Raw genomic sequence first — 23,416 nt, forward strand, 5'->3', positions numbered from 1 at the left:
ATTGCCCCGCACGCGGTGGGCAAGGGAGAGGCGATCGGCTTTTCTTTTGCGCCGGGGGCATCTTTTTCACCGTATTCTCGTTCTTGCCTGAGACAGTATGGAAGGAGATAGTCATGATCGACCAGAACCGCATTCAGGAACATCAGGAAGTGATCGGCGCAGACGGCGTCCATGTCGGCACCGTGGACCGCGTCGAAGGCAACCGTATCAAGCTGACCAAGAAGGACAGCGGCGAGGGCAGCCATGAGGGGCACCACCATTTCATTCCCCTCGCACTCGTCGCCGATATCGAAGGCAACCGCGTCCGCCTGTCGGCTTCAGGGGCCTCTGCCGTGGATTTCGAAGAAGAAGGCGGCGGTCGCCCGGCGCATTGACGCGACGGCCGATTATCGCGTCCCTGCCTGTGGACAAAACCGGCAGTTTTTTGTTTCCCGCGGGTTGACCGCGGGAAACACGCCGCATATGTTCCGCGCACTTTCGGCGGGGCTGATTTGCTCCGTTGCGTGAGAGCGTAGCTCAGCCGGTAGAGCAACTGACTTTTAATCAGTAGGTCCAGGGTTCGAATCCCTGCGCTCTCACCACTTTCAACATTTCCCCTTTGAATTGCATTTCGTACCGGCGTTTCCACACTTCTGTTGTGGTTTGGCCCTGACGCTTCATGGCGTATTCAGAAACTATTTACTATAACGCTCACGCTACGTGATCTCGGGGGTTTTCATGATGCGTTTACTGTTTTTGTGTGCGGGGCTGTTCGGGCTCCTGCTCCTTGCCTCGTGCCATTCCATGTCGAAAGAGGAATGCATGGCCGCCGACTGGCGGGTGATCGGTGATGCGGATGGAGCCGCGGGCTACAGCCCGCAGGATCGGTTTGGCGCGCATGTGGAATCCTGCGCCCGCGTCAAGATCGTGCCGGACCAGACCAAGTGGAACGAAGGCTATCAGGTGGGTCTGCAGCGTTACTGCACGCCGCTCAATGGTCTCGCGCGGGGTGAGGCAGGCGACACCTATTACAGCGTCTGCCCGCCGCAGACGAGCGAAGGTTTTCTGCGCGGATATGGGCTCGGTCGCAAGCTGCACGACGCCCGGTCGCGGATTGATTCGCTGCGAGGCGAGATCAGTTCGAAGGAAAGCCGGATGGATGAACGCTACCGCGCCCTGAAGGAGGCGAAGGACGACAACCAGCGCCGCAATATCCGCAACGAGATCGATGACCTCGACCGGGATATCCGTCGTGCCCAGCGCGAGATGCCGGATCGCCAGTATGATGTCGATCAGGCACAGCGCGATGTCGATTGGTTCCGTGCCAATCCGAAGGCGCCTCTGCCGGTTCCGGGCTATTGATGGATCGGCACCGGCCTCTGCGGGTTTGGACGTGACGACGCAGGAACCGAGGGGCCGGGATGATCGATTGGAATTACATCCAGGCGGAGTGGGACTGGGCGGGACACATCGTCGAGGCGCTGGCCCTCGCGGGTGTGGTGGCTGTTCTCTTTCGGCCCTGGGTCACAACCCGCCAGGCGCTGGCACTGGGCCTCGTCTTTGCCATCGGCCATTTTCATGGGCGTGAGAAACGTGACTATGAGGTGAGCGTCTCGATGCCGCCGCCGCAGATCGATGCCTATGCCATGTGGCGCTGGTCCTTCGACCAGATGACCGATTTCTGGCCGGCGACAATCGTCTGTTGCGGGTTGCTGTTTCTGCTGTGGTGGACGGCCCGCAGGCCCCGGTGACGCAGGTCGGCGCGGCAAGATGCCTCTCTCCGTGCAGCAAAAGGTGATTGGCACCGCCGGCAGGCGCGCCGTATGAGAGGGCGAACGCGATGCGGAGTAGACCTTGTCGATTGCCGAAATTTCCCTGCTGAGTGCGCTTCTGGCCGGTGCGCTATCCTTCCTGTCACCATGCGTGCTGCCGCTGGTGCCGCCCTATCTCTGTTACATGGCCGGCATTTCCGTCGATCAGTTCCGCGGCGAGGCGAGGGTGGAGACGGTTACCGCGCGTCGGGCGGTGCTGTTTTCGTCGCTGTTCTTCACGCTGGGGTTTGCCACCGTCTTCGTGGCGCTCGGCGCGGGCGCCAGTTCGATCGGCATGCTTCTGCGCCAGCACATGGATCTTCTTTCCAAGATCGGCGGCCTGATCATCATCGTCATGGGCCTGAATTTCCTTGGTCTCTTCCGCATCGGCCTGCTCTCCCGGGAGGCGCGCTTCCAGTCCGGCGGCAAGCCGGCCACGATCTCCGGCGCCTATGTGATGGGCCTTGCCTTTGCCTTCGGCTGGACGCCCTGCATCGGCCCGGTGCTGGGCGCCATCCTCGGCATTGCCGCCTCGCGCGAGACCGTGGGCGACGGGGCGGTGCTGCTCGCCATCTATTCGCTCGGCCTTGCGGTTCCCTTCTGGATTGCCGCGGCCTTTTCCGGGGCGTTCATGCGCTTCCTGTCGCGCTTTCGCCGGCACCTCGGCGCGGTGGAAAAGATCATGGGCGGTCTTCTGGTCGTGACCGGTCTTGCCTTCATCTTCGGGTTCGTCAGCGACATGGCGATCTGGTTCCAGCAGACCTTTCCAATCCTGACCCAAATCGGCTAAGCCTCCGGGCGACGCCCCGCCGCAACCGGTGCGGGAGCGGAGGAGTTTCATGGCAGCCATTCTAGCGCTTCTTTTTCCCTTTTTCGGTCTGATCCTGATCGGATATGTCGCCGCCAGGGTCTCCCGGCAGGGAGCGGAAGCTCTTGGCTGGATGAATATCTTCATCGTCTACGCGGCCTTGCCAGCACTGTTCTTCAAGCTGGTATCACGCACGCCGATCGAGGATCTGACGCGCGTCGATTTCATCCTGACGCAGCTTGTCGCAACCTATGCCGTCTATGCGGTGGTGTTTCTCGTCGGCTTTTTCGTCCGGCGGGCCAGTTTTGGCGACAGCACGATCCAGGCGTTCGGCGGGGCTTACGGCAATATTGGCTACATGGGGCCGGGGCTTGCCCTGCTGGCGCTCGGCGATCAGGCGGCGGTGCCGGTGGCGCTGATCGTCTGCTTTGAAAACGCGCTGCATTTCATCACCGCACCGGCGATGATGGCGCTGGCCGGCGGCGACGAACGACCGCCGCTCAAGCTTGCGGTGGATGTGATCAAGCGGGTTGTCCTGCACCCGTTCATCCTGTCGACGGCGGCAGGTTTTGCGGTGGCGGCGCTTGATCTGCAATTGCCGGACGCCGCGACCCGGCTGATCGACTATCTGGCGCAGGCAGCCGCACCCTGTGCGCTGTTTGCCATGGGTGTGACGCTCGCGCTTCGGCCGCTGAAACGCGTGCCGGTCGAGATCGGCTATATCGCTGCGGCAAAACTCGTGCTGCTTCCAGCTGTCATGTACGGGGCACTGAGGGCCATCGGCGGGATCGAGCCGATCTGGATGCATTCGGCCGTGCTTTTGGCGGCGCTGCCGACCGCCACCAACGTCTTCGTCATCAGCCAGCATTACGGGGTGTGGCAGGAGCGGGCGTCGGCCACCGTGCTGATCACCACGGTGCTCTCGATCCTGACACTGCCGGTGGTCTTGTACCTGATTTCAGCCGGCCTGCTTCCGGCTGAAGGGATGCCGTAGAGTCTCGGCCAGATCCTTCAGGCTGCGACCGGGCTCGATGCCCTCACGCATCAGGACGTTGCGCAAGGGGCCAACGGCAGTGATGAGATGCAGACCTGCGGCGCGGGCCACCTGCATCGGCACGAAATCCGAGAGCAGTGAGCGGTTGAGCAGATCGACGCCGAAGGTGCGGGTCATGATGTCCGGCCGGCGCTTGCGGTTGAACCGGTCGCCGAAATCGGCGCCGATCGGGCTGTCGCCGCTCGTCTTCAGCAACGCGACCAGTTCCATGACGTCGCGCAGCGACAGGTTGAGCCCCTGCGCACCGATGGGCGGGAAGGCGTGGGCCGCCTCGCCGATCAGCGCCACGCGCCCCTTGCCGAAACGGTCGGCCATGAGGCTGGAGAGCGGCCAGGATTCGGCACCCGGCTCGACCGTCACCTTGCCCAGCATCGACTGCACGCGCTCTTCGACCGCGAGCGACAGGGCGGCATTGTCGAGGGAGAGAAGCCGCGAGGCCTCTTCCGGGCGCACGACCCAGACGAGGCTGGAGCGGTTGCCGGGCAGGGGAACCTGGGTCGCCGGGCCCGTTTCGGTGTGGAACTCGGTGGAGACGTTGTTGTGCGGCTGTTCATGGGCAAAGTTCAGCACAACGGCCGTCTGCGGATAGGACCAGCGGCGCGTGCTGATGCCGGCGCCTTCTCTGACCTTCGAGCCGCGCCCATCCGCGCCGATGACGGCCTTTGCCGTGACGACCTCGCCAGTCGACAGGGAAAGCGTCGCGAGATCGCCGGACACGTCAATGGTCGTCAGGCTTGCCTCCAGACGTTCGATATTCGGTTCATCGGCAATGGCGCGTGCCAGAACAGACAGCAGGACCTTGTTCGGGATGTTGTAGCCGAAGGCATAGAGGCCGACATCGGCGGCGCGGAACTGCGCCGGCGGTGCGCGGAACAGGCGTTTGGTGCCGTCGAGAATCTGCATGGTCGACAGAGGCGCGGATTCGGCGGCAATCTCGTCCCAGATCCCGAGCGAATCGACGAAACGGATCGATTGATCCATCAGCGCCGTGGTGCGTTCGTCCCTGCGCTCGCCTTTCGGGGCGATGATCAGCACCTTGCGGCCCGCCCGTGCGAGTGCGAGTGCGGCGATGGAGCCGGCCAGACCTTCTCCGACGACGGCGATCTCGATGTCCTGCATGATCCGTTCTTCTCTGTCGGTTCTCGATGGGTGCGTATGTAGGCAAACTTGCGATCTTATTCCATGGCCTGTTGATCAAGCGATGCGGAATGGTTGCAAAGCGCGCCGATTGGCCGCATATCCTCACCTGCAGCAAAGCATTTCGGAGCAGGGCGTGATCAGGCGAATCTTCAACTACCGCAAAGTGCCCTATGCCGAGATCCGGGCGTTTTCCGTGCATGTGCTGACGGCATCCGGCTCCTTCCTCGCCTTTCTCGGCGTGGTGGCCGCCGCCGAACACCGCTTTGTCGACATGTGGTGGTGGCTTGGCCTTGCGCTCCTGATCGACGGGATTGACGGGCCGATCGCCCGCAAGGTGCGGGTGAAGGAAGTTTTGCCCAACTGGTCCGGCGATACGCTCGACAACATCATCGACTATGTGACCTATGTGCTTCTGCCGGCCTTTGCGCTCTACCAGAGCGGCATGATCGGCGAGACCTGGTCCTTTGTCGCTGCTGGCATGATCGTGGTGTCCAGCGCCATCTATTACGCCGATACCGGCATGAAGACCGACGAGTATTTCTTCTCCGGTTTTCCGGTGGTCTGGAACATGCTCATCCTGACGCTCTTCGTCATCAAGGCGAGCGAAACGACGGCGCTGATCGTCGTGACGGCTGCCGTGTTCCTCACCTTCCTGCCGATCCATTTCCTGCATCCGGTGCGGGTCAAGCGGCTGCGCGGCCTCAACCTCGGCATCTTCTTTCTGTGGTGCGCGCTGTCCGGCTATTCGCTGCTCCTGCATTTCGATTCACCCGCCTGGCTTGTCTGGGGTGTCGTGATCACCGGCATCTACCTCTTTTGCATCGGCGGCATCCTGCAGCTCTTTCCCAATCTTGGGAAAAACCGTTAAAGTCGCCCCACGGCTCGACTTATTTGTTGTGCAAGGCAACAAAACCGGTATCAATCATGAGCCGCGTCGGCGCTGGCCGATAGGACATTGCCGCAGCCAAAAAGCCTCGAAAGAAGGTAGGCGCGGGGTGAATGAGGGGATATGAGTGACTAACGTCGAGGCTCCTGCCACGGGTTCGCTTCTCAAGATTCAGGGGCTGACCAAATATTTCGGCACGTTTGCCGCCTGCAGCGGGATCGACCTTGCTATCCAGCCGGGTGAGATTCATGCGCTTCTGGGCGAGAACGGTGCGGGCAAATCCACGCTGGTGAAGATGCTGTTCGGCGTCTTGCAGCCGAGCGAAGGCCGTATCCTGTGGGATGGAAGGCCTGTCTCGATCACCTCTCCCGGCGAGGCGCGTCATCTCGGGATCGGCATGGTGTTCCAGCACTTCTCGCTCTTCGAGGCGCTGACGGTGGCGGAAAACATCGCGCTCTCGATGGATCCAAAAATCCCGCTCGCCAAGATCGCCGAAGAAGCCGCCTCGCTTTCGAAAGCCTATGGTCTGCCGCTCGATCCGAACGCGCATGTGGCGGACCTGTCCGTCGGCGAGCGCCAGCGCATCGAGATCGTGCGGGCGCTGCTGCAGAACCCGAAACTCATCATTCTCGACGAGCCGACCTCCGTGCTGACGCCGCAGGAGGCCGACAAGCTGTTCGAGACGCTGTTCAAGCTGCGCTCCGAAGGCCGTTCGGTGCTCTATATCAGCCACCGCCTGGAAGAGGTGCAGCGCATCTGCGACCGCGCGACCGTTCTTCGCCACGGCAAGGTGACCGGCGCCTGCGATCCAAAGCGCGAGACACCGGCCTCGCTTGCCCGCATGATGGTGGGGGCGGATGTCGCTTCCGTCGTGCGCGAAGGCGCATCCCGTCTCGGCGATGTGCTGATCGATGTGGCAAATCTGACCGTGCCTGCCCGCACGCCCTTTGCCGTGACGCTGAAGGATGTGGCGCTCAAGGTAAAGGCCGGAGAGGTGCTGGCGATTGCCGGTGTGGCCGGCAACGGACAGGGCGAACTCTTCGATGCGCTCTCCGGCGAATATCCGGTCTCCGACAATGAGGCGATCCGCCTCGGCGGAAAGGCGGTCGGACGCACCGGCATCAACGGTCGCCGATTGCTGGGTGCCGGTTTCGTGCCGGAGGAGCGGCACGGCCATGCCGCGGTCTCCGATATGGCGCTCTCGGACAACCTGCTTCTGTCGCGCACCCAGTCCGACCGTGCCGCCTTTCTGACCGGCGGGCTCGCGGCGATCATCCGTCACGACGTGATCCGGTCCACTGCCAAGCGGATCTGTCAGGTGATGGACGTGCGCAAGAGCGGTGAGGATCCGGCTGCCGGTTCGCTTTCGGGCGGCAATCTGCAGAAATTCATCATCGGCCGTGAACTGGACCGTCAACCCTCCGTGCTTGTCGTCAACCAGCCGACCTGGGGTGTGGATGCGGGTGCCGCCAGCCGTATTCGCCAGTCGCTGATCGATCTGGCGCGGGCCGGCTCCGCGGTGATCGTCATCAGCCAGGATCTCGACGAAATCTTCGAGGTGGCTACCACCATCGCCGTCATTTCGGAAGGCAGACTGTCGCAACCCTATCCGGCCGGCGAACTGACACTGGAGAAGATCGGCCTGCTGATGGGCGGCATCCATGATTCGACCGCGCATATGGGCGCTGACGCGGGAGGTGCCCATGCGCATTGAACTCGAACGACGCGCCAGCGCCTCCGGCCTGTTTGCCATCGTCTCGCCGCTTCTTGCGCTGGCGCTGACGCTGATCTTTGGCGCCATCATGTTCTGGATGCTCGGCAAGAATCCGGGCCATGCGCTTTACAGCTTCTTTGTCGAACCGCTGCTGGAAGTCTGGTCGCTGCATGAACTGGCGATCAAGGCGGCCCCGCTGATCCTGATCGCGGTGGGCCTTGCCGTCTGCTACCGGTCGAACAACTGGAACATCGGTGCCGAAGGCCAGTTCACCATCGGCGCGATTACGGGCTCGATCCTGCCGATTCTCGTGCCGCAATGGCATTCGGTTCTGGTCCTGCCGCTGATGCTGATCATGGGTGCGATCGGCGGCGCGCTCTATGCCGCGATCCCTGCGCTTCTGAAGACGCGTTTCAACACCAACGAAATCCTCGTCAGCCTGATGCTGGTCTATATCGCCCAGCTGTTCCTCGACTGGCTGGTGCGCGGCCTCTGGCGCGATCCGAAGGGCTTCAACTTCCCGCAGTCGATCAGTTTTTCGACCGAGGCGGTGCTGCCGGAGATCCTGGAATCCGGTCGCGCGCATTGGGGCATCGTCTTTGCGCTCGTCGCAGCGGTCGCCATCTGGTTCATGATGCGCTTCATGCTGAAGGGGTTCGAGGTCAGCGTGCTGGGCCGCTCGGAGCGGGCAGGGCGGTTTGCCGGCTTTTCCGGTCGCCGCATGGTCTGGTTCTCGATGATGCTGTCGGGTGCGCTCGCTGGGCTTGCCGGCATTTCGGAAGTCTCGGGCTCCATCGGCCACCTGCAGCCCAGCATTTCGCCGGGTTACGGCTTTACCGCCATCATTGTTGCCTTTCTCGGACGTCTCAATCCGCTCGGCATCATCGCCTCGGGGTTCGTTCTGGCGCTGACCTATCTCGGCGGCGAAGCGGCGCAGTTGTCGCTCGGCGTGTCCGACAAGGTGACCCGCGTGTTCCAGGGGCTGCTTTTGTTCTTCGTGCTGTCCTGCGACACGCTGATCCTCTACCGCGTGCGCGTCATTTTCGGTGCGGGCCGTGCCCCGGCGGCGAGGTCCTGATCATGATCGAAGCCATTCTTCTGACCATCATTACCGCCGCGACACCGCTCGTCATCGCCGCCATGGGCGAACTGGTGACCGAACGCGCCGGCGTGCTCAACCTCGGCGTCGAGGGCATGATGATCATGGGTGCCGTCTGCGCCTTTGCCGGCTCCTATCTCACCGGCGTGCCGCTCTTCGGCGTGCTGGCCGGTATTCTGGGCGGAGCTCTGTTTTCGCTGCTCTTCGGTTTTCTGACGCTGACGCTCGTCACCAACCAGGTGGCGACGGGCCTGGCGCTGACGCTTCTCGGTCTCGGGCTCTCCGGCCAGCTGGGCGAAAGCTTCGTCGGCATTCCGGGCGTCAAGCTGTCGCCGATCGTCTTTCCGGTCCTCTCCGACATACCGTTCGTCGGACCGCTACTCTTCCGCCAGGACATCACCTTCTACCTGTCGATCGCCCTCGTCATTGGCGTCAACTGGTTCCTGTTCCGCAGCCGCTCCGGCCTCAAGCTGCGCGCGATTGGCGACAGCCATGGGTCCGCGCATGCGCTTGGCATCGATGTCATCCGCACCCGCTATCTGGCGGTCATGTTCGGCGGTGCCTGTGCAGGCCTGGCGGGCGCGCAGCTCTCGCTCGTCTACACGCCGCAATGGGTGGAGAACATGACGGCCGGCCGCGGCTGGATCGCGCTCGCGCTGGTGGTGTTTGCCTCCTGGCGGCCATGGCGCGTGCTGATCGGCGGCTACATCTTCGGGGCGGTCGGCATTCTGCAGTTGCACGCCCAGGCCTTCGGGGTCGGCATTCCCTCGCAGTTCCTGTCGATGCTGCCTTACGCCGTCACTATTGTCGTTCTCATCATCATTTCGCATAATCGCCGCACGACGCTCATCAATACGCCGGCATGCCTGGGGAAACCCTTCGTTCCGGATCGCTGACGCGGCCGACCCTTTCGCAGCTTCAAGCCAAACAGAGGTTGAATATGAAGAAGCTCATCATCGCACTGGCCGCAACGGCCGCCGCCCTTGGCGGCTTCGTCAGCGGCGCGCAGGCTCAGGAAAAGACCAAGGTCTGCTTCGTCTACGTTGGCACGAAGACCGACGGCGGTTGGACGCAGGCCCATGATATCGGCCGGCAGGAACTGCAGAAGACCATGGGAGACAAGATCGAGACGCCTTATCTCGAAAGCGTTCCGGAAGGTCCGGATGCCGAACGCGCGATCGAACGCATGGCCCGTTCCGGCTGCGCGATGATCTTCACCACCTCCTTCGGCTTCATGGATGCGACCGTGAAGGTGGCGCAGAAGTTCCCGAAGGTAAAGTTCGAACACGCGACCGGCTTCAAGTCGGCTGACAACCTCGCCACCTACAATTCGCGTTTCTATGAAGGCCGCTACATTCAGGGCCAGATTGCCGCGAAGATGTCGAAGAAGGGTCTTGCTGGTTACATCGCCTCCTTCCCGATCCCGGAAGTCGTCATGGGCATCAACGCCTTTGAACTGGGTGCCAAGTCGGTCAACCCGAACTTCAAGCTGAAGGTCGTCTGGGCCAACACCTGGTTCGACCCGGGCAAGGAAGCCGATGCCGCCAAGGCGCTGATCGACCAGGGCGTCGATATCCTGACCCAGCACACCGACACGACCGCTCCGATGCAGGTGGCTGCCGAGCGTGGCATTCTCGCCTTCGGCCAGGCCTCCGACATGATCGCTGCCGGCCCGAAGACGCAGTTGACCGCCATCGTCGATACCTGGGGCGCCTATTACATCAAGCGCACCAAGGCGCTGCTCGACGGCACCTGGAAGTCCGAGCAGATCTGGGACGGCCTGAAGGATGGCATCCTCACCATGGCGCCCTACACCAACATGCCGGATGACGTGAAGGCGATGGCGGAAGAGACCGAAGCCAAGATCAAGTCCGGCGAACTGCATCCGTTCACCGGCCCGATCAACAAGCAGGATGGTTCGGCCTGGCTGAAGGCCGGCGAAAAGGCCGATGACGGCACGCTGCTCGGCATGAACTTCTACATCGAAGGCGTGGACGACAAGCTGCCGCAATAAGCGCTCGTCTGACCGATTGGAACTGGAAGGCGCCCACGGGCGCCTTCCGCATTTTGGGACACATGGTGTTCGCCGTTGGCGAAAGCGCATGACTGCTGATAAGAAGCGCTCGATTGATTTGAGGGAGAGCCCATGACCCGCACCTGCCTTGCCGTGATCCTTGCCGCCGGCGACAGCACCCGGATGAAATCCTCGATGTCGAAGGTGCTGCATCCGATCGCCGGCCTGCCGATGATCGCGCATGTGATGACCTCCGTGCGCGCGGCCGGCATGCGCGATGCGGTGCTCGTTGTCGGGCGGGATGCGGAGAAGGTCACCAAGGCCGGATCGATTGCGGAGATGACGGTGTCGTCGGTGCTGCAGACCGAACGGCGGGGCACCGGCCATGCGGTGCTGACCGCGCGCGAGGCGATTGCCAAGGGGTATGACGACGTACTCGTGACCTATGGGGACGTGCCGCTGGTCAGGCCGGAGACGTTTCTTGCGGCGCGTGCAAAGCTGGCCGAAGGTGCGGATGTGGTCGTGATCGGCTTCCACGCCGCCAATCCCGTCGGTTATGGCCGGCTGCTGGTTAAAGATGGCGAGCTGGTCGCGATCCGGGAAGAGAAGGATGCCACCGACGAAGAGCGCAAGGTCACCTGGTGCAACAGCGGCCTGATGGTGATCAACGGCGCACGCGCTCTGTCGTGGCTGGACAAGATCGACAACAAGAATGCCAAGCGCGAGTTCTACCTGACGGACATCGTCGAGATTGCCCGGGCCGACGGCGGCAAGGTTGTGGCCATCGATGCGCCGGAAGCGGAACTTGCCGGCTGCAACACACGCGCGGAACTCGCTGCGCTCGAAGCAAGCTGGCAGGTGCGTCGCCGCCACGACCTGATGCTGTCGGGTGTGTCGATGATTGCCCCGGAGACCGTCTTCCTTGCGCATGACACCGTGCTGGCGCAGGACGTGCTGATCGAGCCGAATGTCGTTTTCGGTCCTGGCGTGACGGTGGAAACGGGCGCGGTCATCCATGCCTTTTCGCATCTGGAAGGCGCCCATGTGGCAGAAGATGCCACGGTTGGGCCGTTTGCGCGGCTGCGCCCGGGTGCCAATCTCGCCGAAGGGGCCAAGGTCGGCAATTTCTGCGAGGTGAAGAAGGCCGAGATCGGCGCTGGCGCCAAGGTCAATCATCTGACCTATATCGGCGATGCCGTGGTTGGCGCGGGCACCAATATCGGCGCCGGCACCATCACCTGTAACTATGACGGCGTGAACAAGCACGAGACGCGGATCGGCGAAAACGCCTTCATCGGCTCGAACTCGGCGCTGGTGGCGCCCGTTTCGATCGGCAATGGTGCCTATGTCGCCTCCGGCAGCGTCATCACCGAAAACATCCCTGATGAGGCGCTGGCTTTCGGCCGGGCGCGCCAGGAGGTGAAGCCGGAGCGGGCGAAGGTGGTGCGAGAACGGGCCTTGGCTCTCAAGGCCTCCAAAAAAGCGGAACGGTAACGTTCACTCGGTTACGGTAAGAAATGGAAATTGACTCCCGCCGCCGTTGCATCCGGCGTGCGGTGCGGTAGGACTTTTTGCGCGTTCGCAACAATAGATGAGGCTCATATGTGCGGGATCGTTGGCATTGTCGGCAGGGAACCGGTTGCGGAGCGGCTGGTCGATGCCCTGCGGCGGCTGGAATATCGCGGCTACGATTCTGCCGGTGTCGCCACCATCCATGACGGGGTGATGGAACGCCGCCGCGCCGAGGGCAAACTGTTCAACCTCGAAAAGAAGCTGGCGGGCGACCCGCTTCCGGGCACGATCGGCATTGCCCATACGCGCTGGGCGACGCATGGGGTGCCGAATGAAACGAACGCCCATCCGCATTTCGTCGAGGGCGTGGCCGTCGTCCACAACGGCATCATCGAGAATTTTTCCGAACTGCGCGACGAACTTCTCGCCGAAGGTGCGGTCTTTTCCAGCCAGACCGACACGGAAGTGGTGGCGCATCTCCTCGCCAAATTCACCCGCGAGGGCCTGGATCACAAGTCGGCGATGCTTGCCATGCTGAACCGCGTCTCCGGCGCCTATGCGTTGGTCGTCATGTTTGCCGATGATCCGGGCACGATTCTCAGCGCCCGCTTCGGCCCGCCGCTGGCGATCGGTCATGGCAAGGGCGAGATGTTCTTGGGCTCCGATGCCATTGCGCTGGCCCCCTTCACCAACCGCATCACCTATCTGGTCGATGGCGACTGCGCGGTGATGACGGCGGCCGGTGTCGAGATCATGGATTATGCCGGCAAGCCGGTCTCGCGTCCGGTGCAGATCTCGCAGGCCGCCGCGCTCATGGTCGATAAGGGCAATCACCGCCACTTCATGGAAAAGGAGATCTACGAGCAGCCGGAGATCATTTCGCACGCGCTCAGCCACTATGTGGATTTCGCCACCGCGACGGTGAAAGGCCAGGGGGAGGCGATCGATTTTGCCAAGGTGAAGGGGCTCGCCATTTCCGCCTGCGGCACGGCCTATCTCTCCGGCCTCGTCGGCAAATACTGGTTCGAGCGGTATGCGCGCCTGCCGGTGGAAATCGATGTCGCCTCGGAATTCCGCTACCGCGAACTGCCGCTCTCCAAGGATCAGGCGGCGCTGTTCATTTCGCAGTCGGGCGAAACCGCCGATACGCTCGCTTCGCTGCGGTATTGCAAGGAGGCGGGCCTGCCGATCGGGGCGATCGTCAACGTCAAGGAATCGACGATTGCCCGCGAGGCCGATGCGGTCTTCCCGATCCTCGCCGGCCCGGAGATCGGGGTCGCCTCGACCAAGGCCTTTAGCTGCCAGCTCGCGGTTCTCGCGGCGCTCTCCATCCAGGCGGGCCGTGCGCGTGGCACACTGACGGAGGCGGACGAAAAGGCGCTGGTGCGGCATCTGATCGAAATGCCGCGGGTGATGAGCAAGGTGCTGAACCTCATCCAGCCGCAGATCGAACAGCTGTCGCGCGATCTGTCGCGCTTCAAGGATGTGCTCTATCTCGGCCGCGGTACAAGCTACCCGCTGGCGCTGGAAGGCGCGCTGAAGCTGAAGGAAATCTCCTACATCCATGCGGAAGGCTATGCGGCCGGCGAGCTGAAGCACGGGCCGATCGCGCTGATCGACGAAAACATGCCGGTGATCGTCATTGCCCCGCACGACCGCTTCTACGAAAAGACCGTCTCCAACATGCAGGAAGTGGCGGCACGCGGCGGCAAGATTATCTTCATCACCGACGAAAAGGGCGCTGCCGCCTCGAAGCTTCCGACGATGGCGACGATCGTGCTGCCGAATGTCGACGAGGTGATCACGCCGATGATCTATGCGCTGCCGATCCAGCTGCTCGCCTATCACACGGCCGTCTTCATGGGCACCGATGTCGACCAGCCACGCAATCTGGCGAAATCGGTGACCGTGGAGTGATCCTGAGGCGGAAGCGTCAGGTCCCGCCTTGCCAAGTTTTCATCTTTTGGAGCTTGCGGCGGGGGTACGCCTCCGGCATTGTCCGGTTTCACGCCGCCCTTGCGGTGCAGCATGAGCAGCGAGCACAATGACGGATATTCCGGAACGCATCACGTTTTTTGGCCGCCTGCGGAATAACTTCCTGACCGGCCTCATCATCTGCGCCCCGCTGGCCATCACGATCTGGCTGACCTTTGCCTTCATCGATTGGGCGGACAGCTGGGTGACACCCTACATTCCGCAGCGGTACAACCCGCAATATTATTTCGACATTACCATCCCCGGCCTCGGCCTGTTGATCGCGGTCATCTTCATCACCGCCATCGGTTTTCTCGGCAAGAACCTGATCGGCCGGTCGATTGTCAATGTCGGCGAATCGGTGCTGCATCGCACGCCCCTGGTGCGCACGCTCTACAAGAGCCTCAAACAGATCTTCGAGACGGTGCTGAAGGACCAGTCCACCTCGTTCAAGAAGGTGGGTCTGATCGAGTTTCCCGGTCCCGGCACCTGGGCGCTCGTCTTCATCTCGACGGAAGCGCAAGGCGAACTTGCGTCACGCTTCAACGAAATGGGGGAGGAGATGATGGCGGTCTTTCTGCCGCCGACCCCCGTGCCGACGGCGGGTTTCCTGATCTTCGTGCCGAAAGACAAGATCATCATGCTGGACATGACGCCAGAGGACGCGGCGAAGCTTCTGATCTCGGGCGGGCTGATCTCACCGGACTGGAAACCAAAGCCGACGGTGCCGCCGGCCCTTCCGCAGGACTGAGACCGTCGCTGCGGTCTCATTGGTGTCATTCGAACATCTGGCGAGGTCAGGCCCCTTGCGACGGTGTGACCCGCACGGGGACCCCCTTATAGGCCGGCGTACCCGATTTCGGGTCGTGATCGCCCAGCGCCACGAGCACGTTCATTTCCGGATAATAACCGGCAATCGAACCTTGCGGGATGTCATAGGCAACGGCGGTATAGGCTTTCACCATGCGCGTGCGGTCATCGCCCCGCCAGATCGACGTGACATCGATCAGATCCCCCTCGGCCATGCCGAGCGACTGCAGATCCTCGGCATTGATGAAGATAACGTCGCGACGGCCGAAGACGCCGCGGTAGCGGTCATCCATGCCATAGATGGTCGTGTTGTACTGGTCGTGCGAGCGCAGCGTCGTCAGAAGCAGCGCGTCCCTGTCCGCAACCGGCAGGTCTTCTTCAAGGCCGCGGGCGGTGAGGAACATGGCCTTGCCCGTTTCGGTGTTCCAGTGCCGGTCGGACGCGCCGACGGTGAGCCGGAAGCCGCCCTTGGCGCGGACGCGGCGGTTGTAGTCGTGGAAATCCGGGAAGACGACTTCGATCTTGTCGCGGATCCGGTCGTAGTTCGCCAGCATGCCGTCCCAGTCGATGCCGTAGCGCTCGCCGAGCGTCGCCTTGGCCATGCCGGCGACGATCGCCGGTTCGGAGCGCAGTGTTTCGGCCGGCGTGTTGAGGAAACCACGCGAGGCGTGCACCATGGACATGGAATCCTCGACCGTGACCGATTGCGGCCCACCTTCCTGCACATCAAGATCCGTCCGTCCGAGGCAGGGCAGGAGGAGGGTGACGCGGCCGGGCGCCAGATGCGAACGGTTGAGTTTCGTTGCGATATGCACCGAAAGATCCAGCTTGCGCATGGCCTCCAGGCAGACGTCCGAGTCTGGCATCGCGACCGGCAGATTGCCGCCGAGGCAGATCAGCGCCTTCGACGCGCCGGTTCGCATCGCCTCAATGGTCTCCACCGCATTGTGGCCCCTCTCCGCCGTCGGGCGGAAGCCGAAGGCCCGTTCCATGCCGTCGAGGAGGGCCTTGGTCGGAACCTCGGTGATTCCGACGGTCCGGTCGCCCTGCACGTTGGAATGGCCGCGCAGCGGGCAGATGCCGGCGCCCTCACGGCCGATATTGCCGCGCAACAAGAGAAGGTTGGCGAGTTGCTGGACGTTTTCCGTGCCGTGCGCGTGCTGCGTGATGCCCATGCCGTAACAGGCGATCACCCGTTCGGACTTGATATAGACATCGGCGGCGCTGGTGAGCGCCGCGCGGGAGAGGCCGGACTTACGGGTGATCGCCTCCCAGGATGTCTCGTCGATGTCGCGGCGCAGGTCGTCGAGACCCAGCGTATGCTCGTCAATGAAGGCACGGTCGAGCACGCCGGCACCGCCTGCGGCGCGTGCTTCGTCGTCGCGTTCGAAGATCGCCTTCATCATGCCCTTCAGCGCCGCCAGGTCGCCGCCGGCTTTCACTTGGTGATAGGCGGAGGCAATCGGCGTCGAGGAGAAGGTTGCCATCTCGACCGCATTCTGCGGCGAGGCGAACTTCTGCAGCGCCCGTTCCTTCAGCGGGTTGAACACAATGATCGGGACACCGCGGCGGGCTGCCTCATGCAGCGTCGCCATCATGCGCGGATGATTGGTGCCGGGATTGTGGCCGAAGCTGAAGATCGCGTCGCAATGGTCGAAATCCTCCAGAAGCACCGTGCCCTTGCCGACGCCGATCGATTTCGGCAGACCGACGCTGGTCGCTTCGTGGCACATGTTCGAACAGTCGGGAAAATTGTTGGTTCCGTAAGCGCGCACGAACAGCTGGAACAGAAACGCCGCTTCATTGGAGGCACGGCCGGAGGTGTAGAATTCTGCCTGGTGCGGGTTTTCGAGCGCGTTGAGGCCTTCCCCGATCAGCCGGTAGGCCTCGTTCCACTCGATCGGCTTGTAGCGATCAGTGGTCGCGTCGTAGATCATCGGATGAGTGAGCCGGCCCTGATCCTCCAGCTGGTGATCATGCCAGGACCAGAGTTCGGAGACGCTGTGCAGGGCGAAGAATTCCGGCGGAACGCGCTTTGCCGTCGATTCCCAGGTAATCGCCTTGGCGCCATTTTCGCAGAACTCGAAGGACGAGGTGTGCTTGGGGTCCGGCCAGGCGCAGCCGGGGCAGTCGAACCCGTCCGGCTGGTTCGCCTTCAGAAGCGTTGCGCTGCCTTGCGTGACGACCTGCTGGTGGGCAAGGCTCTTTGCCACGGCACGCAGCGCTCCCCAGCCACCGGCCGGCGCATCATAGGGCTCGATACCGCGGGGGCGTTTGCTGGACATGCTGACTCCGATGCTGAAAAGTAAGGGCGCGAGAAGGAAGGCGTGAGCGGGCCCTGGAAATTGACGGATGTCATCTATGTAGGTCGAATTGCGGCGAAGTCTTGCCTTAATCCCCGGCAATCGCATGGGTCTGCTGGCGAACCCGGACTGCAGCTCAAACGCTCAGCCGGCCCGGAGATAGCGGATCGCCTCGTCGCGCCGGTGCAGGTAGAGCAGGACGCGCAGTGCCTGTCCGCGCTCGCTCACCAGTTCCGGGTCCTTCTCGATGATATAGGCGGCATCCTTGCGGGCGATCTCCAGCAGATCGGCATGGGCTTCGAGGCTTGCGATGCGAAAACCCGGCGTGCCGGACTGACGGGTGCCGAGAAGCTCGCCTTCGCCGCGCAGCTTCAGGTCTTCCTCGGCGATCAGAAAACCGTCCTCGCTGTCGCGGAGGATCGAGAGCCGCGCCCGGCCGGTTTCGCCGAGCGGCCCCTTGTAGAGCAGGATGCAGGTGGAGGCCTCGTCGCCGCGCCCCACACGTCCGCGCAGCTGGTGCAGTTGCGCAAGGCCGAAGCGTTCGGCATGTTCGATCACCATGATCGTCGCATCCGGCACGTCGACGCCGACTTCGACGACGGTGGTGGCGACCAAGAGGCGGAGATCGCCGGCCTTGAAGGCGGCCATTACAGCATCTTTTTCGGCCCCGTTCATGCGGCCATGCACGAGGCCGACCTTCGCACCGATCGCGCCCCCGAGCGCCTTTGTCAGAACCGCATGGCGTTCCTCCGCCGACATCAGTTCGGACTCTTCCGATTCTTCCACCAGCGGGCAGATCCAGTAGGCCTTCTTGCCGTCGCCGATGGCGGCGCGGAGCCGCGCGATGATCTCGTCGGTGCGTTCCGTCGGCACGGTCACCGTCTGGATCGGTTTGCGGCCGGCGGGCTTTTCGGTCAGCTTCGACACATCCATGTCGCCGAAGGCGGCGAGCACCAGGGTGCGCGGAATGGGGGTCGCCGTCATCACCAGCATATGCGGGGCGATGCCCTTGGCCGTCAGCTTCAGCCGCTGGTGCACACCGAACCGGTGCTGTTCATCCACCACAGCGAGCATCAGGTCGTGATAGGTGATCGCATCCTGGAAAAGCGCATGCGTGCCGATGATGATCTGCGCTTCGCCCGATGCGATGCGGGCCATCACCTCCTCGCGCTCCTTGCCTTTCACCCGGCCGGTCAGCACCTCGACCGTCAGGCCGGCGGAGGCGGCAAAACGGCTGATGGTGGCAAAATGCTGGCGGGCAAGAATTTCCGTCGGCGCCATCAGCACCGCCTGGCCGCCGGCCTCCACCACATCGGCTATGGCCATCAGCGCCACCAGCGTCTTGCCGGCACCGACATCGCCCTGGACGAGGCGCAGCATGCGCTCGCTTTTCGCCATGTCGGCCCGGATTTCGGAAATCGCCACCTCCTGGCTGCCGGTCAGCGAAAAGGGCAGGGCGGCACGAATGGTCTGACCGATGCGGCCCTCGGCCCGGACCGGCCGGCCGGAGGCCTTGCGCATGCGCTGGCGCACCAAGGCCAGAGACACCTGGCCGGCCAGGAACTCGTCGTAGGCGAGCCTGCGTCTGGCCGGCGCCTGCGGATCAAGGTCATGACCGTCGCGCGGATCGTGCAACTGTCGGAAGGCGTCTGCCACATCCGGCAGGCCCTGGCGCTCCTGAAGAGCGTCGTCCATCCATTCGGGAAAGCGCGGCAGGCGGGCAACCGCACCTTCCACCGCACGGCGCATCACCTTCGGCACCAGGCCGGCCGTCAGCGGATAAACCGGCTCGACCAGCGGCATTTCGCCGGCGTCCGACACTTTCACCATCAGGTCCGGATGCACCATCGAGGCGCGGCCGTTGAACCAGTCCACCTTGCCGCTCACCATGACCTGTTCGTCGATGGGCAGCGCCTTTTCCAGCCAGTTTCCCTTGACCCGGAAGAAGGTCAAAGCCAGTTCGCCGGTCTCGTCATGCAGAAAGACGCGGTAGGGCTGGTTCGTATTGGCCGGTGGCGGCTGGTGGCGATCAATCCTGCCTTCAAGCGTGACGATGGCGCCTTGCGGGGCGAGCGCAATGCCCGGCCGGTTGCGCCGGTCGATGATGGAGGAGGGCGCATGGAAGAGAACATCCACCACCCGGCAGTCTTCCGCATCCTCGCGATTCGTGACGCGGGCGATCAGATCCGCCAGTTTCGGCCCGATACCGGGCAGGCTGGAGACCGAAGCGAACAGGGGATCGAGCAAAGCAGGGCGCATGGGCGGCAAAATGCGTCGGAATTTGCCTGCTTGGCAAGGCTGACATTCCAGAGAATTCATCCTATATCAGCCGCGCAACAAGGTTTTTACGCTCATGACTGGACTGTCGCGCTCCAGCGCCGATCTCGATCCCCGGCGCCGCAGAATTCTCTATCGCTGTTGGCATCGCGGTATCCGCGAAATGGATCTGGTGTTCGGCCAGTTTGCCGAGGAGCAGATTGCAACGCTGTCCGATGCCGAATTGGACGAACTCGAAGTTATCATGAGTGAAGAGGACCAGGATCTCAACCGCTGGATTACCGGCGCCGATCCGCTGCCCGAACACCTGAAGACGCCGATGTTCGAACGGATTGCCGCCTATCGTCCTGATTTCGACATCGTCACCCAGGCGAGCCTCGACGAGAAGTTCGGACGCAGCGAATGATCGAAGGTTTCAGCGCGAAGGCCGTCGCCGCGTCGCCGGCCGGGCTCACCATTGCCAATGTCCAGGCGGGCATGGAGCCGCTCATTCTGGCCGAACTCGCGCGCGCCGGCCAGCCGGTCGCCTATGTGATGTCGGATGGCCAGCGCATGGCCGATATCGAGCAGATGCTCTCCTTCGTCGCGCCCGACATTCCGGTGCTGACGCTGCCAGCCTGGGACTGCCTGCCATACGACCGCGTGTCGCCGAGTGCGGATGTCTCCGCCCGAAGGCTCGCCGCGCTCTCCGGCCTCATCGCGCATGCCAAGAAACCGCATCCGGCGATCGTGCTCGTCACCGTCAATGCGATGATGCAGAAGATTGCGCCGGCAGCGGTGATCGAAAGCCTCGCTTTCTCCGCCAAGCCCGGCAACACGATCCGCATGGACGATATCGCCGCACGGCTTGAGCGCAACGGCTTCGACCGGGTCTCGACCGTGCGCGAGGTCGGCGAGTTCGCCGTGCGCGGCGGCATTCTCGATGTCTTCGTGCCGGGCACGGAAGAGCCGGTGCGCCTCGATTTCTTTGGCGATACGCTGGAATCGATCCGCACCTTCGATCCGGCGAGCCAGCGCACCACGGGGCAGGCGCGGTCGCTGGATCTCAACCCCATGAGCGAAGTGACGCTGACGCCGGACACGATCAGCCGCTTCCGCAAAGCCTATCTCTCCACCTTTGGCGCCGCGACGCGCGATGACGCGCTCTACCAGGCGGTCTCGGAGGGCCGGCGGTATGCCGGCATGGAGCACTGGCTGCCGCTGTTTTATGAGACGCTGGAAACCGCCTTCGACTACCTCAAGGGTTTCCGGATCCTCACCGACCACACCGCCCGCGAGGCGGCGCAGGAACGCTCCAAGCTGATCTACGACTATTTCGAGGCGCGGCAGTCTTCCGGCCATTCGGGCAAGGCCGGCATGGCTCAATCGACGCCCTACAAACCGGTGACGCCGGGCCAGCTTTATCTCGACGGTTCGGTCTTCGTGAAGGAGCTGGATGCGGCAAGTGCCATCCGTCTCACGCCGTTCAACGAAATCGATGCGCAAGCGAAACGCGTCGTGATGCTGGAGGCGAAGTCCGGTCCGCGCTGGGCACGCGCCCAGGCCGAGGCCGAGCAGCAGAACCGCGACGAGCGCGTCAACATCTTCGATCTGGTGGTGAAGCATATTGCCGACAAGCGGGCCGGCGGCGCCAAGGTGCTGGTCACCGGCTGGTCGGCGGGTTCGCTCGACCGCCTGCTGCAGGTGCTGGACGAGCACGGCCTGAAGCGCATCAAGCCGATCGAGAAGCTCACCGACATCCGCAACCTCGCCAAGGGCGAGGCGGCGTCTGCGGTCTTGAGCCTCGAAGGCGGGTTCGAGACGGGTGACCTCGTCGTGATCGGCGAGCAGGATATTCTCGGCGACCGCATGGTGCGCCGCTCCAAACGCCGCAAGCGCGGTGCCGATTTCATCTCGGAAGTGGCAGGTCTCGACGAAGGTTCGCTCGTCGTGCATGCCGAACACGGCATCGGCCGTTTTGTCGGTCTCGTGACGATCGAGGCGGCGGGTGCACCGCGCGCCTGCCTGGAACTTCATTATGCCGACCAGGCAAAGCTCTTCCTGCCGGTCGAAAACATCGATCTCCTGTCGCGTTATGGATCTGACGCTGCGGAAGCCCAGCTCGACAAGCTCGGCGGCGGCGCATGGCAGGCGCGCAAGGCGAAGCTGAAGAAGCGCCTGCTCGACATGGCGGACGCGCTGATCAAGCTGGCTGCCACCCGCATTACCCGCCGTGCGCCGGTGCTTGCCACGCCGGAAGGGCTTTATGACGAATTTGCCGCGCGTTTCCCTTACGACGAGACGGAAGACCAGGCGAATGCCATCGATTCGGTGCGCGAGGATCTTTCCGCCGGTCGGCCGATGGATCGCCTCGTCTGCGGCGATGTCGGGTTCGGCAAGACGGAGGTGGCGCTGCGGGCTGCCTTCTTCGCCGCGATGAACAGCGCGCAGGTGGCCGTCGTCGTGCCGACGACGCTTCTCGCCCGCCAGCACTTCAAGACCTTCCGGGACCGCTTCCGTGGGCTGCCGATCCGGGTGGAGCAGGCCTCCCGCCTCGTCACTGCCAAGGAGCTGAACCAGACGAAGAAGGATCTTTCCGAAGGCAAGGTCGATATCGTCGTCGGTACGCATGCGCTGCTCGGTACCGGCATCAAATTTGCCAATCTCGGCCTGCTGATCATCGACGAAGAGCAGCATTTCGGCGTGAAGCACAAGGAGAAGCTGAAGGAGCTGAAGAGCGACGTGCATGTGCTGACGCTGTCGGCCACGCCGATCCCGCGCACGCTGCAGCTCGCCATGACCGGGGTGCGCGAACTCTCGCTGATCACCACGCCGCCAGTCGACCGCATGGCGGTCCGGACCTTCATCTCGCCGTTTGATCCGCTCGTCATCCGCGAAACGCTGATGCGCGAGCATTATCGCGGCGGCCAGAGTTTTTACGTCTGCCCGCGGCTGGCCGATCTTCCCGACATTCAGGCCTATCTGCAGTCCGACGTGCCGGAGCTGAAGGTGGCCGTCGCCCATGGCCAGATGCCGGCGGGTGAGCTGGAAGACATCATGAATGCCTTCTATGACGGCAAATACGATGTGCTGCTCTCCACCACCATCGTCGAATCGGGCCTCGACGTGCCGACGGCGAACACGCTGATCGTGCACCGCGCCGACATGTTCGGCCTTGCCCAGCTCTACCAGTTGCGCGGCCGCGTCGGGCGCTCGAAGGTGCGCGCCTTTGCGCTGTTTACCCTGCCGGTCAACAAGCAGCTGACCCAGACGGCCGAACGGCGCCTCAAGGTGCTGCAGTCGCTCGACACGTTGGGCGCTGGCTTCCAGCTGGCGAGCCACGATCTCGATATCCGCGGCGCCGGCAATCTCTTGGGCGAGGAGCAGTCCGGCCATATCAAGGAGGTTGGCTTCGAACTCTACCAGCAGATGCTGGAGGAAGCCGTGGCCGAAGTGAAGGGCGAGGACGAGGTTCTCGACACCGGCTGGTCGCCGCAGATTTCCGTCGGCATCACCGTGATGATTCCGGAGAATTACGTGCCGGACCTGCATCTGCGCATGGGCCTTTATCGCCGTCTTGGGGAGTTGACAGAGCTTTCCGAGATTGACGGCTTCGGCGCGGAAATGGTGGATCGCTTCGGCCCGATGCCGGTCGAGGTGCAGAACCTGTTGAAGGTCGTCTACATCAAGTCGCTCTGCCGCATCGGCAACGTCGAGAAGCTGGAGGCCGGGCCAAAGGGCATCGTGCTGCAGTTCCGCGACAAGCAGTTCCCCAATCCCGCGGGGCTCGTCGGCTACATTGCCAAGCAGGGTACGATGGCAAAGATCCGCCCCGACCACAGCGTGTTCTTGACCCGCGACCTGCCAACGCCGGAAAAGCGGCTGTCAACGGCAGCACAGATCATGGCGCAGCTGTCGGATCTGGCGAAACAGGGCTGACGCACTGCTCTGTGGTGATGGCGGCGGTTCAGCGATTCACCTTCTCCCCGTTCAACAGGGAGAAGGTAGCCGGCAGGCCGGATGAGGGGCAGCCCACACGCTTTTCCGCCGCAAAAG

General features: G+C 63.0%; 18 protein-coding genes and 1 tRNA gene. 16 read left to right on the top strand and 3 right to left on the bottom strand.

Going from position 1 to position 23,416, the window contains the following annotated elements:
• The first annotated feature begins 113 nt into the window (after positions 1–113).
• The 6 genes from G6N78_RS13960 (at position 114) to G6N78_RS13985 (ending at position 3,592) form a co-directional block, all read left to right on the top strand.
• Positions 114–374 (top strand): DUF2171 domain-containing protein, encoded by a 261-nt coding sequence (locus tag G6N78_RS13960; protein ID WP_206531574.1) that lies wholly within the window; start codon positions 114–116, stop codon positions 372–374.
• A gap of 131 nt (positions 375–505) precedes the next feature.
• Positions 506–581 (top strand) — tRNA-Lys (locus tag G6N78_RS13965).
• A 220-nt stretch (positions 582–801) separates the two neighbouring features.
• Positions 802–1,341, top strand: a complete 540-nt coding sequence (locus G6N78_RS13970) for a DUF2799 domain-containing protein (RefSeq protein WP_234905806.1) — start codon at positions 802–804, stop codon at positions 1,339–1,341.
• Positions 1,342–1,400: 59 nt separating this feature from the next.
• A complete protein-coding gene (locus G6N78_RS13975; protein ID WP_165219420.1) occupies positions 1,401–1,730 on the top strand; it encodes a hypothetical protein in 330 nt (109 codons plus the stop codon).
• 103 nt (positions 1,731–1,833) lie between these two features.
• The gene (locus tag G6N78_RS13980; RefSeq protein ID WP_165219422.1) at positions 1,834–2,580 is read left to right on the top strand and encodes a cytochrome c biogenesis CcdA family protein; all 747 of its coding nucleotides are present in this window, start codon (positions 1,834–1,836) and stop codon (positions 2,578–2,580) included.
• 49 nt (positions 2,581–2,629) lie between these two features.
• A complete protein-coding gene (locus tag G6N78_RS13985; RefSeq protein ID WP_165219424.1) occupies positions 2,630–3,592 on the top strand; it encodes an AEC family transporter in 963 nt (320 codons plus the stop codon).
• Here the strand turns inward: G6N78_RS13985 and G6N78_RS13990 are convergent.
• On the bottom strand, positions 3,557–4,771 hold the full coding sequence (locus G6N78_RS13990) for a UbiH/UbiF family hydroxylase (protein ID WP_165219426.1): 1,215 nt from the start codon (positions 4,769–4,771) through the stop codon (positions 3,557–3,559). The two genes, G6N78_RS13985 and G6N78_RS13990, sit on opposite strands and share 36 nt — an antisense overlap.
• A gap of 154 nt (positions 4,772–4,925) precedes the next feature.
• Between G6N78_RS13990 and pcsA the strand changes: the two genes are divergently transcribed.
• The 8 genes from pcsA to G6N78_RS14030 all read left to right on the top strand — a co-directional run bounded on the left by pcsA (position 4,926) and on the right by G6N78_RS14030 (position 14,742).
• A complete protein-coding gene (pcsA, locus tag G6N78_RS13995; RefSeq protein ID WP_206531575.1) occupies positions 4,926–5,660 on the top strand; it encodes a phosphatidylcholine synthase in 735 nt (244 codons plus the stop codon).
• A 145-nt stretch (positions 5,661–5,805) separates the two neighbouring features.
• A complete protein-coding gene (locus G6N78_RS14000) occupies positions 5,806–7,392 on the top strand; it encodes an ABC transporter ATP-binding protein (RefSeq protein ID WP_165219428.1) in 1,587 nt (528 codons plus the stop codon).
• A complete protein-coding gene (locus tag G6N78_RS14005; protein ID WP_165219430.1) occupies positions 7,382–8,470 on the top strand; it encodes an ABC transporter permease in 1,089 nt (362 codons plus the stop codon). Before G6N78_RS14000 ends, G6N78_RS14005 begins: the two co-directional genes overlap by 11 nt.
• Positions 8,467–9,387 carry an ABC transporter permease gene (locus G6N78_RS14010; RefSeq protein WP_165221809.1) on the top strand — a complete coding sequence of 307 codons (921 nt, stop codon included), beginning with the start codon at positions 8,467–8,469 and terminating at the stop codon, positions 9,385–9,387. Before G6N78_RS14005 ends, G6N78_RS14010 begins: the two co-directional genes overlap by 4 nt.
• Positions 9,388–9,431: 44 nt before the next feature.
• On the top strand, positions 9,432–10,505 hold the full coding sequence (locus tag G6N78_RS14015) for a BMP family ABC transporter substrate-binding protein (RefSeq protein WP_165219432.1): 1,074 nt from the start codon (positions 9,432–9,434) through the stop codon (positions 10,503–10,505).
• Between the two features lie 132 nt (positions 10,506–10,637).
• On the top strand, positions 10,638–11,999 hold the full coding sequence (glmU, locus tag G6N78_RS14020; RefSeq protein WP_165219434.1) for a bifunctional UDP-N-acetylglucosamine diphosphorylase/glucosamine-1-phosphate N-acetyltransferase GlmU: 1,362 nt from the start codon (positions 10,638–10,640) through the stop codon (positions 11,997–11,999).
• A 108-nt stretch (positions 12,000–12,107) separates the two neighbouring features.
• Positions 12,108–13,934 (top strand): glutamine--fructose-6-phosphate transaminase (isomerizing), encoded by a 1,827-nt coding sequence (gene glmS, locus G6N78_RS14025; protein ID WP_165219436.1) that lies wholly within the window; start codon positions 12,108–12,110, stop codon positions 13,932–13,934.
• A 127-nt stretch (positions 13,935–14,061) separates the two neighbouring features.
• Positions 14,062–14,742: a DUF502 domain-containing protein gene (locus G6N78_RS14030; protein WP_165219438.1), complete on the top strand. Its 681-nt coding sequence runs from the start codon at positions 14,062–14,064 to the stop codon at positions 14,740–14,742.
• 46 nt (positions 14,743–14,788) lie between these two features.
• Here the strand turns inward: G6N78_RS14030 and G6N78_RS14035 are convergent, their stop codons facing one another.
• Entirely contained in the window at positions 14,789–17,086 is a 2,298-nt protein-coding gene (locus G6N78_RS14035; protein ID WP_165219449.1) for an FdhF/YdeP family oxidoreductase, read from the bottom strand.
• Between the two features lie 162 nt (positions 17,087–17,248).
• A complete protein-coding gene (gene recG, locus G6N78_RS14040; RefSeq protein ID WP_165219451.1) occupies positions 17,249–19,363 on the bottom strand; it encodes an ATP-dependent DNA helicase RecG in 2,115 nt (704 codons plus the stop codon).
• A 94-nt stretch (positions 19,364–19,457) separates the two neighbouring features.
• Here recG and G6N78_RS14045 point away from each other — a divergent pair, with 94 nt between their 5' ends.
• Both G6N78_RS14045 and mfd read left to right on the top strand, forming a co-directional pair.
• Complete coding sequence (locus tag G6N78_RS14045) at positions 19,458–19,787, top strand: succinate dehydrogenase assembly factor 2 (protein WP_165219453.1); 330 nt, start codon at positions 19,458–19,460, stop codon at positions 19,785–19,787.
• Entirely contained in the window at positions 19,784–23,299 is a 3,516-nt protein-coding gene (mfd, locus tag G6N78_RS14050; RefSeq protein ID WP_165219455.1) for a transcription-repair coupling factor, read from the top strand. The genes G6N78_RS14045 and mfd overlap by 4 nt, the downstream gene beginning before the upstream one ends.
• Positions 23,300–23,416: the final 117 nt, after the last annotated feature.

Origin of the sequence: Allorhizobium pseudoryzae (assembly GCF_011046245.1) — a bacterium.
GTDB classification, from domain to species: Bacteria; Pseudomonadota; Alphaproteobacteria; order Rhizobiales; family Rhizobiaceae; genus Neorhizobium; species Neorhizobium pseudoryzae.

Bases quoted from the DNA above. Each gene is read 5' to 3' on its own strand.
- G6N78_RS13960 (WP_206531574.1), top strand. From the start codon at position 114: ATGATCGACCAGAACCGCATTCAGGAACATCAGGAAGTGATCGGCGCA.
- G6N78_RS13970 (WP_234905806.1), top strand. From the start codon at position 802: ATGGCCGCCGACTGGCGGGTGATCGGTGATGCGGATGGAGCCGCGGGC.
- G6N78_RS13975 (WP_165219420.1), top strand. From the start codon at position 1,401: ATGATCGATTGGAATTACATCCAGGCGGAGTGGGACTGGGCGGGACAC.
- G6N78_RS13985 (WP_165219424.1), top strand. From the start codon at position 2,630: ATGGCAGCCATTCTAGCGCTTCTTTTTCCCTTTTTCGGTCTGATCCTG.
- G6N78_RS13990 (WP_165219426.1), bottom strand. From the start codon at position 4,771: ATGCAGGACATCGAGATCGCCGTCGTCGGAGAAGGTCTGGCCGGCTCC.
- G6N78_RS14005 (WP_165219430.1), top strand. From the start codon at position 7,382: ATGCGCATTGAACTCGAACGACGCGCCAGCGCCTCCGGCCTGTTTGCC.
- G6N78_RS14015 (WP_165219432.1), top strand. From the start codon at position 9,432: ATGAAGAAGCTCATCATCGCACTGGCCGCAACGGCCGCCGCCCTTGGC.
- glmU (WP_165219434.1), top strand. From the start codon at position 10,638: ATGACCCGCACCTGCCTTGCCGTGATCCTTGCCGCCGGCGACAGCACC.
- glmS (WP_165219436.1), top strand. From the start codon at position 12,108: ATGTGCGGGATCGTTGGCATTGTCGGCAGGGAACCGGTTGCGGAGCGG.
- G6N78_RS14030 (WP_165219438.1), top strand. From the start codon at position 14,062: ATGACGGATATTCCGGAACGCATCACGTTTTTTGGCCGCCTGCGGAAT.
- G6N78_RS14035 (WP_165219449.1), bottom strand. From the start codon at position 17,086: ATGTCCAGCAAACGCCCCCGCGGTATCGAGCCCTATGATGCGCCGGCC.
- recG (WP_165219451.1), bottom strand. From the start codon at position 19,363: ATGCGCCCTGCTTTGCTCGATCCCCTGTTCGCTTCGGTCTCCAGCCTG.
- G6N78_RS14045 (WP_165219453.1), top strand. From the start codon at position 19,458: ATGACTGGACTGTCGCGCTCCAGCGCCGATCTCGATCCCCGGCGCCGC.
- mfd (WP_165219455.1), top strand. From the start codon at position 19,784: ATGATCGAAGGTTTCAGCGCGAAGGCCGTCGCCGCGTCGCCGGCCGGG.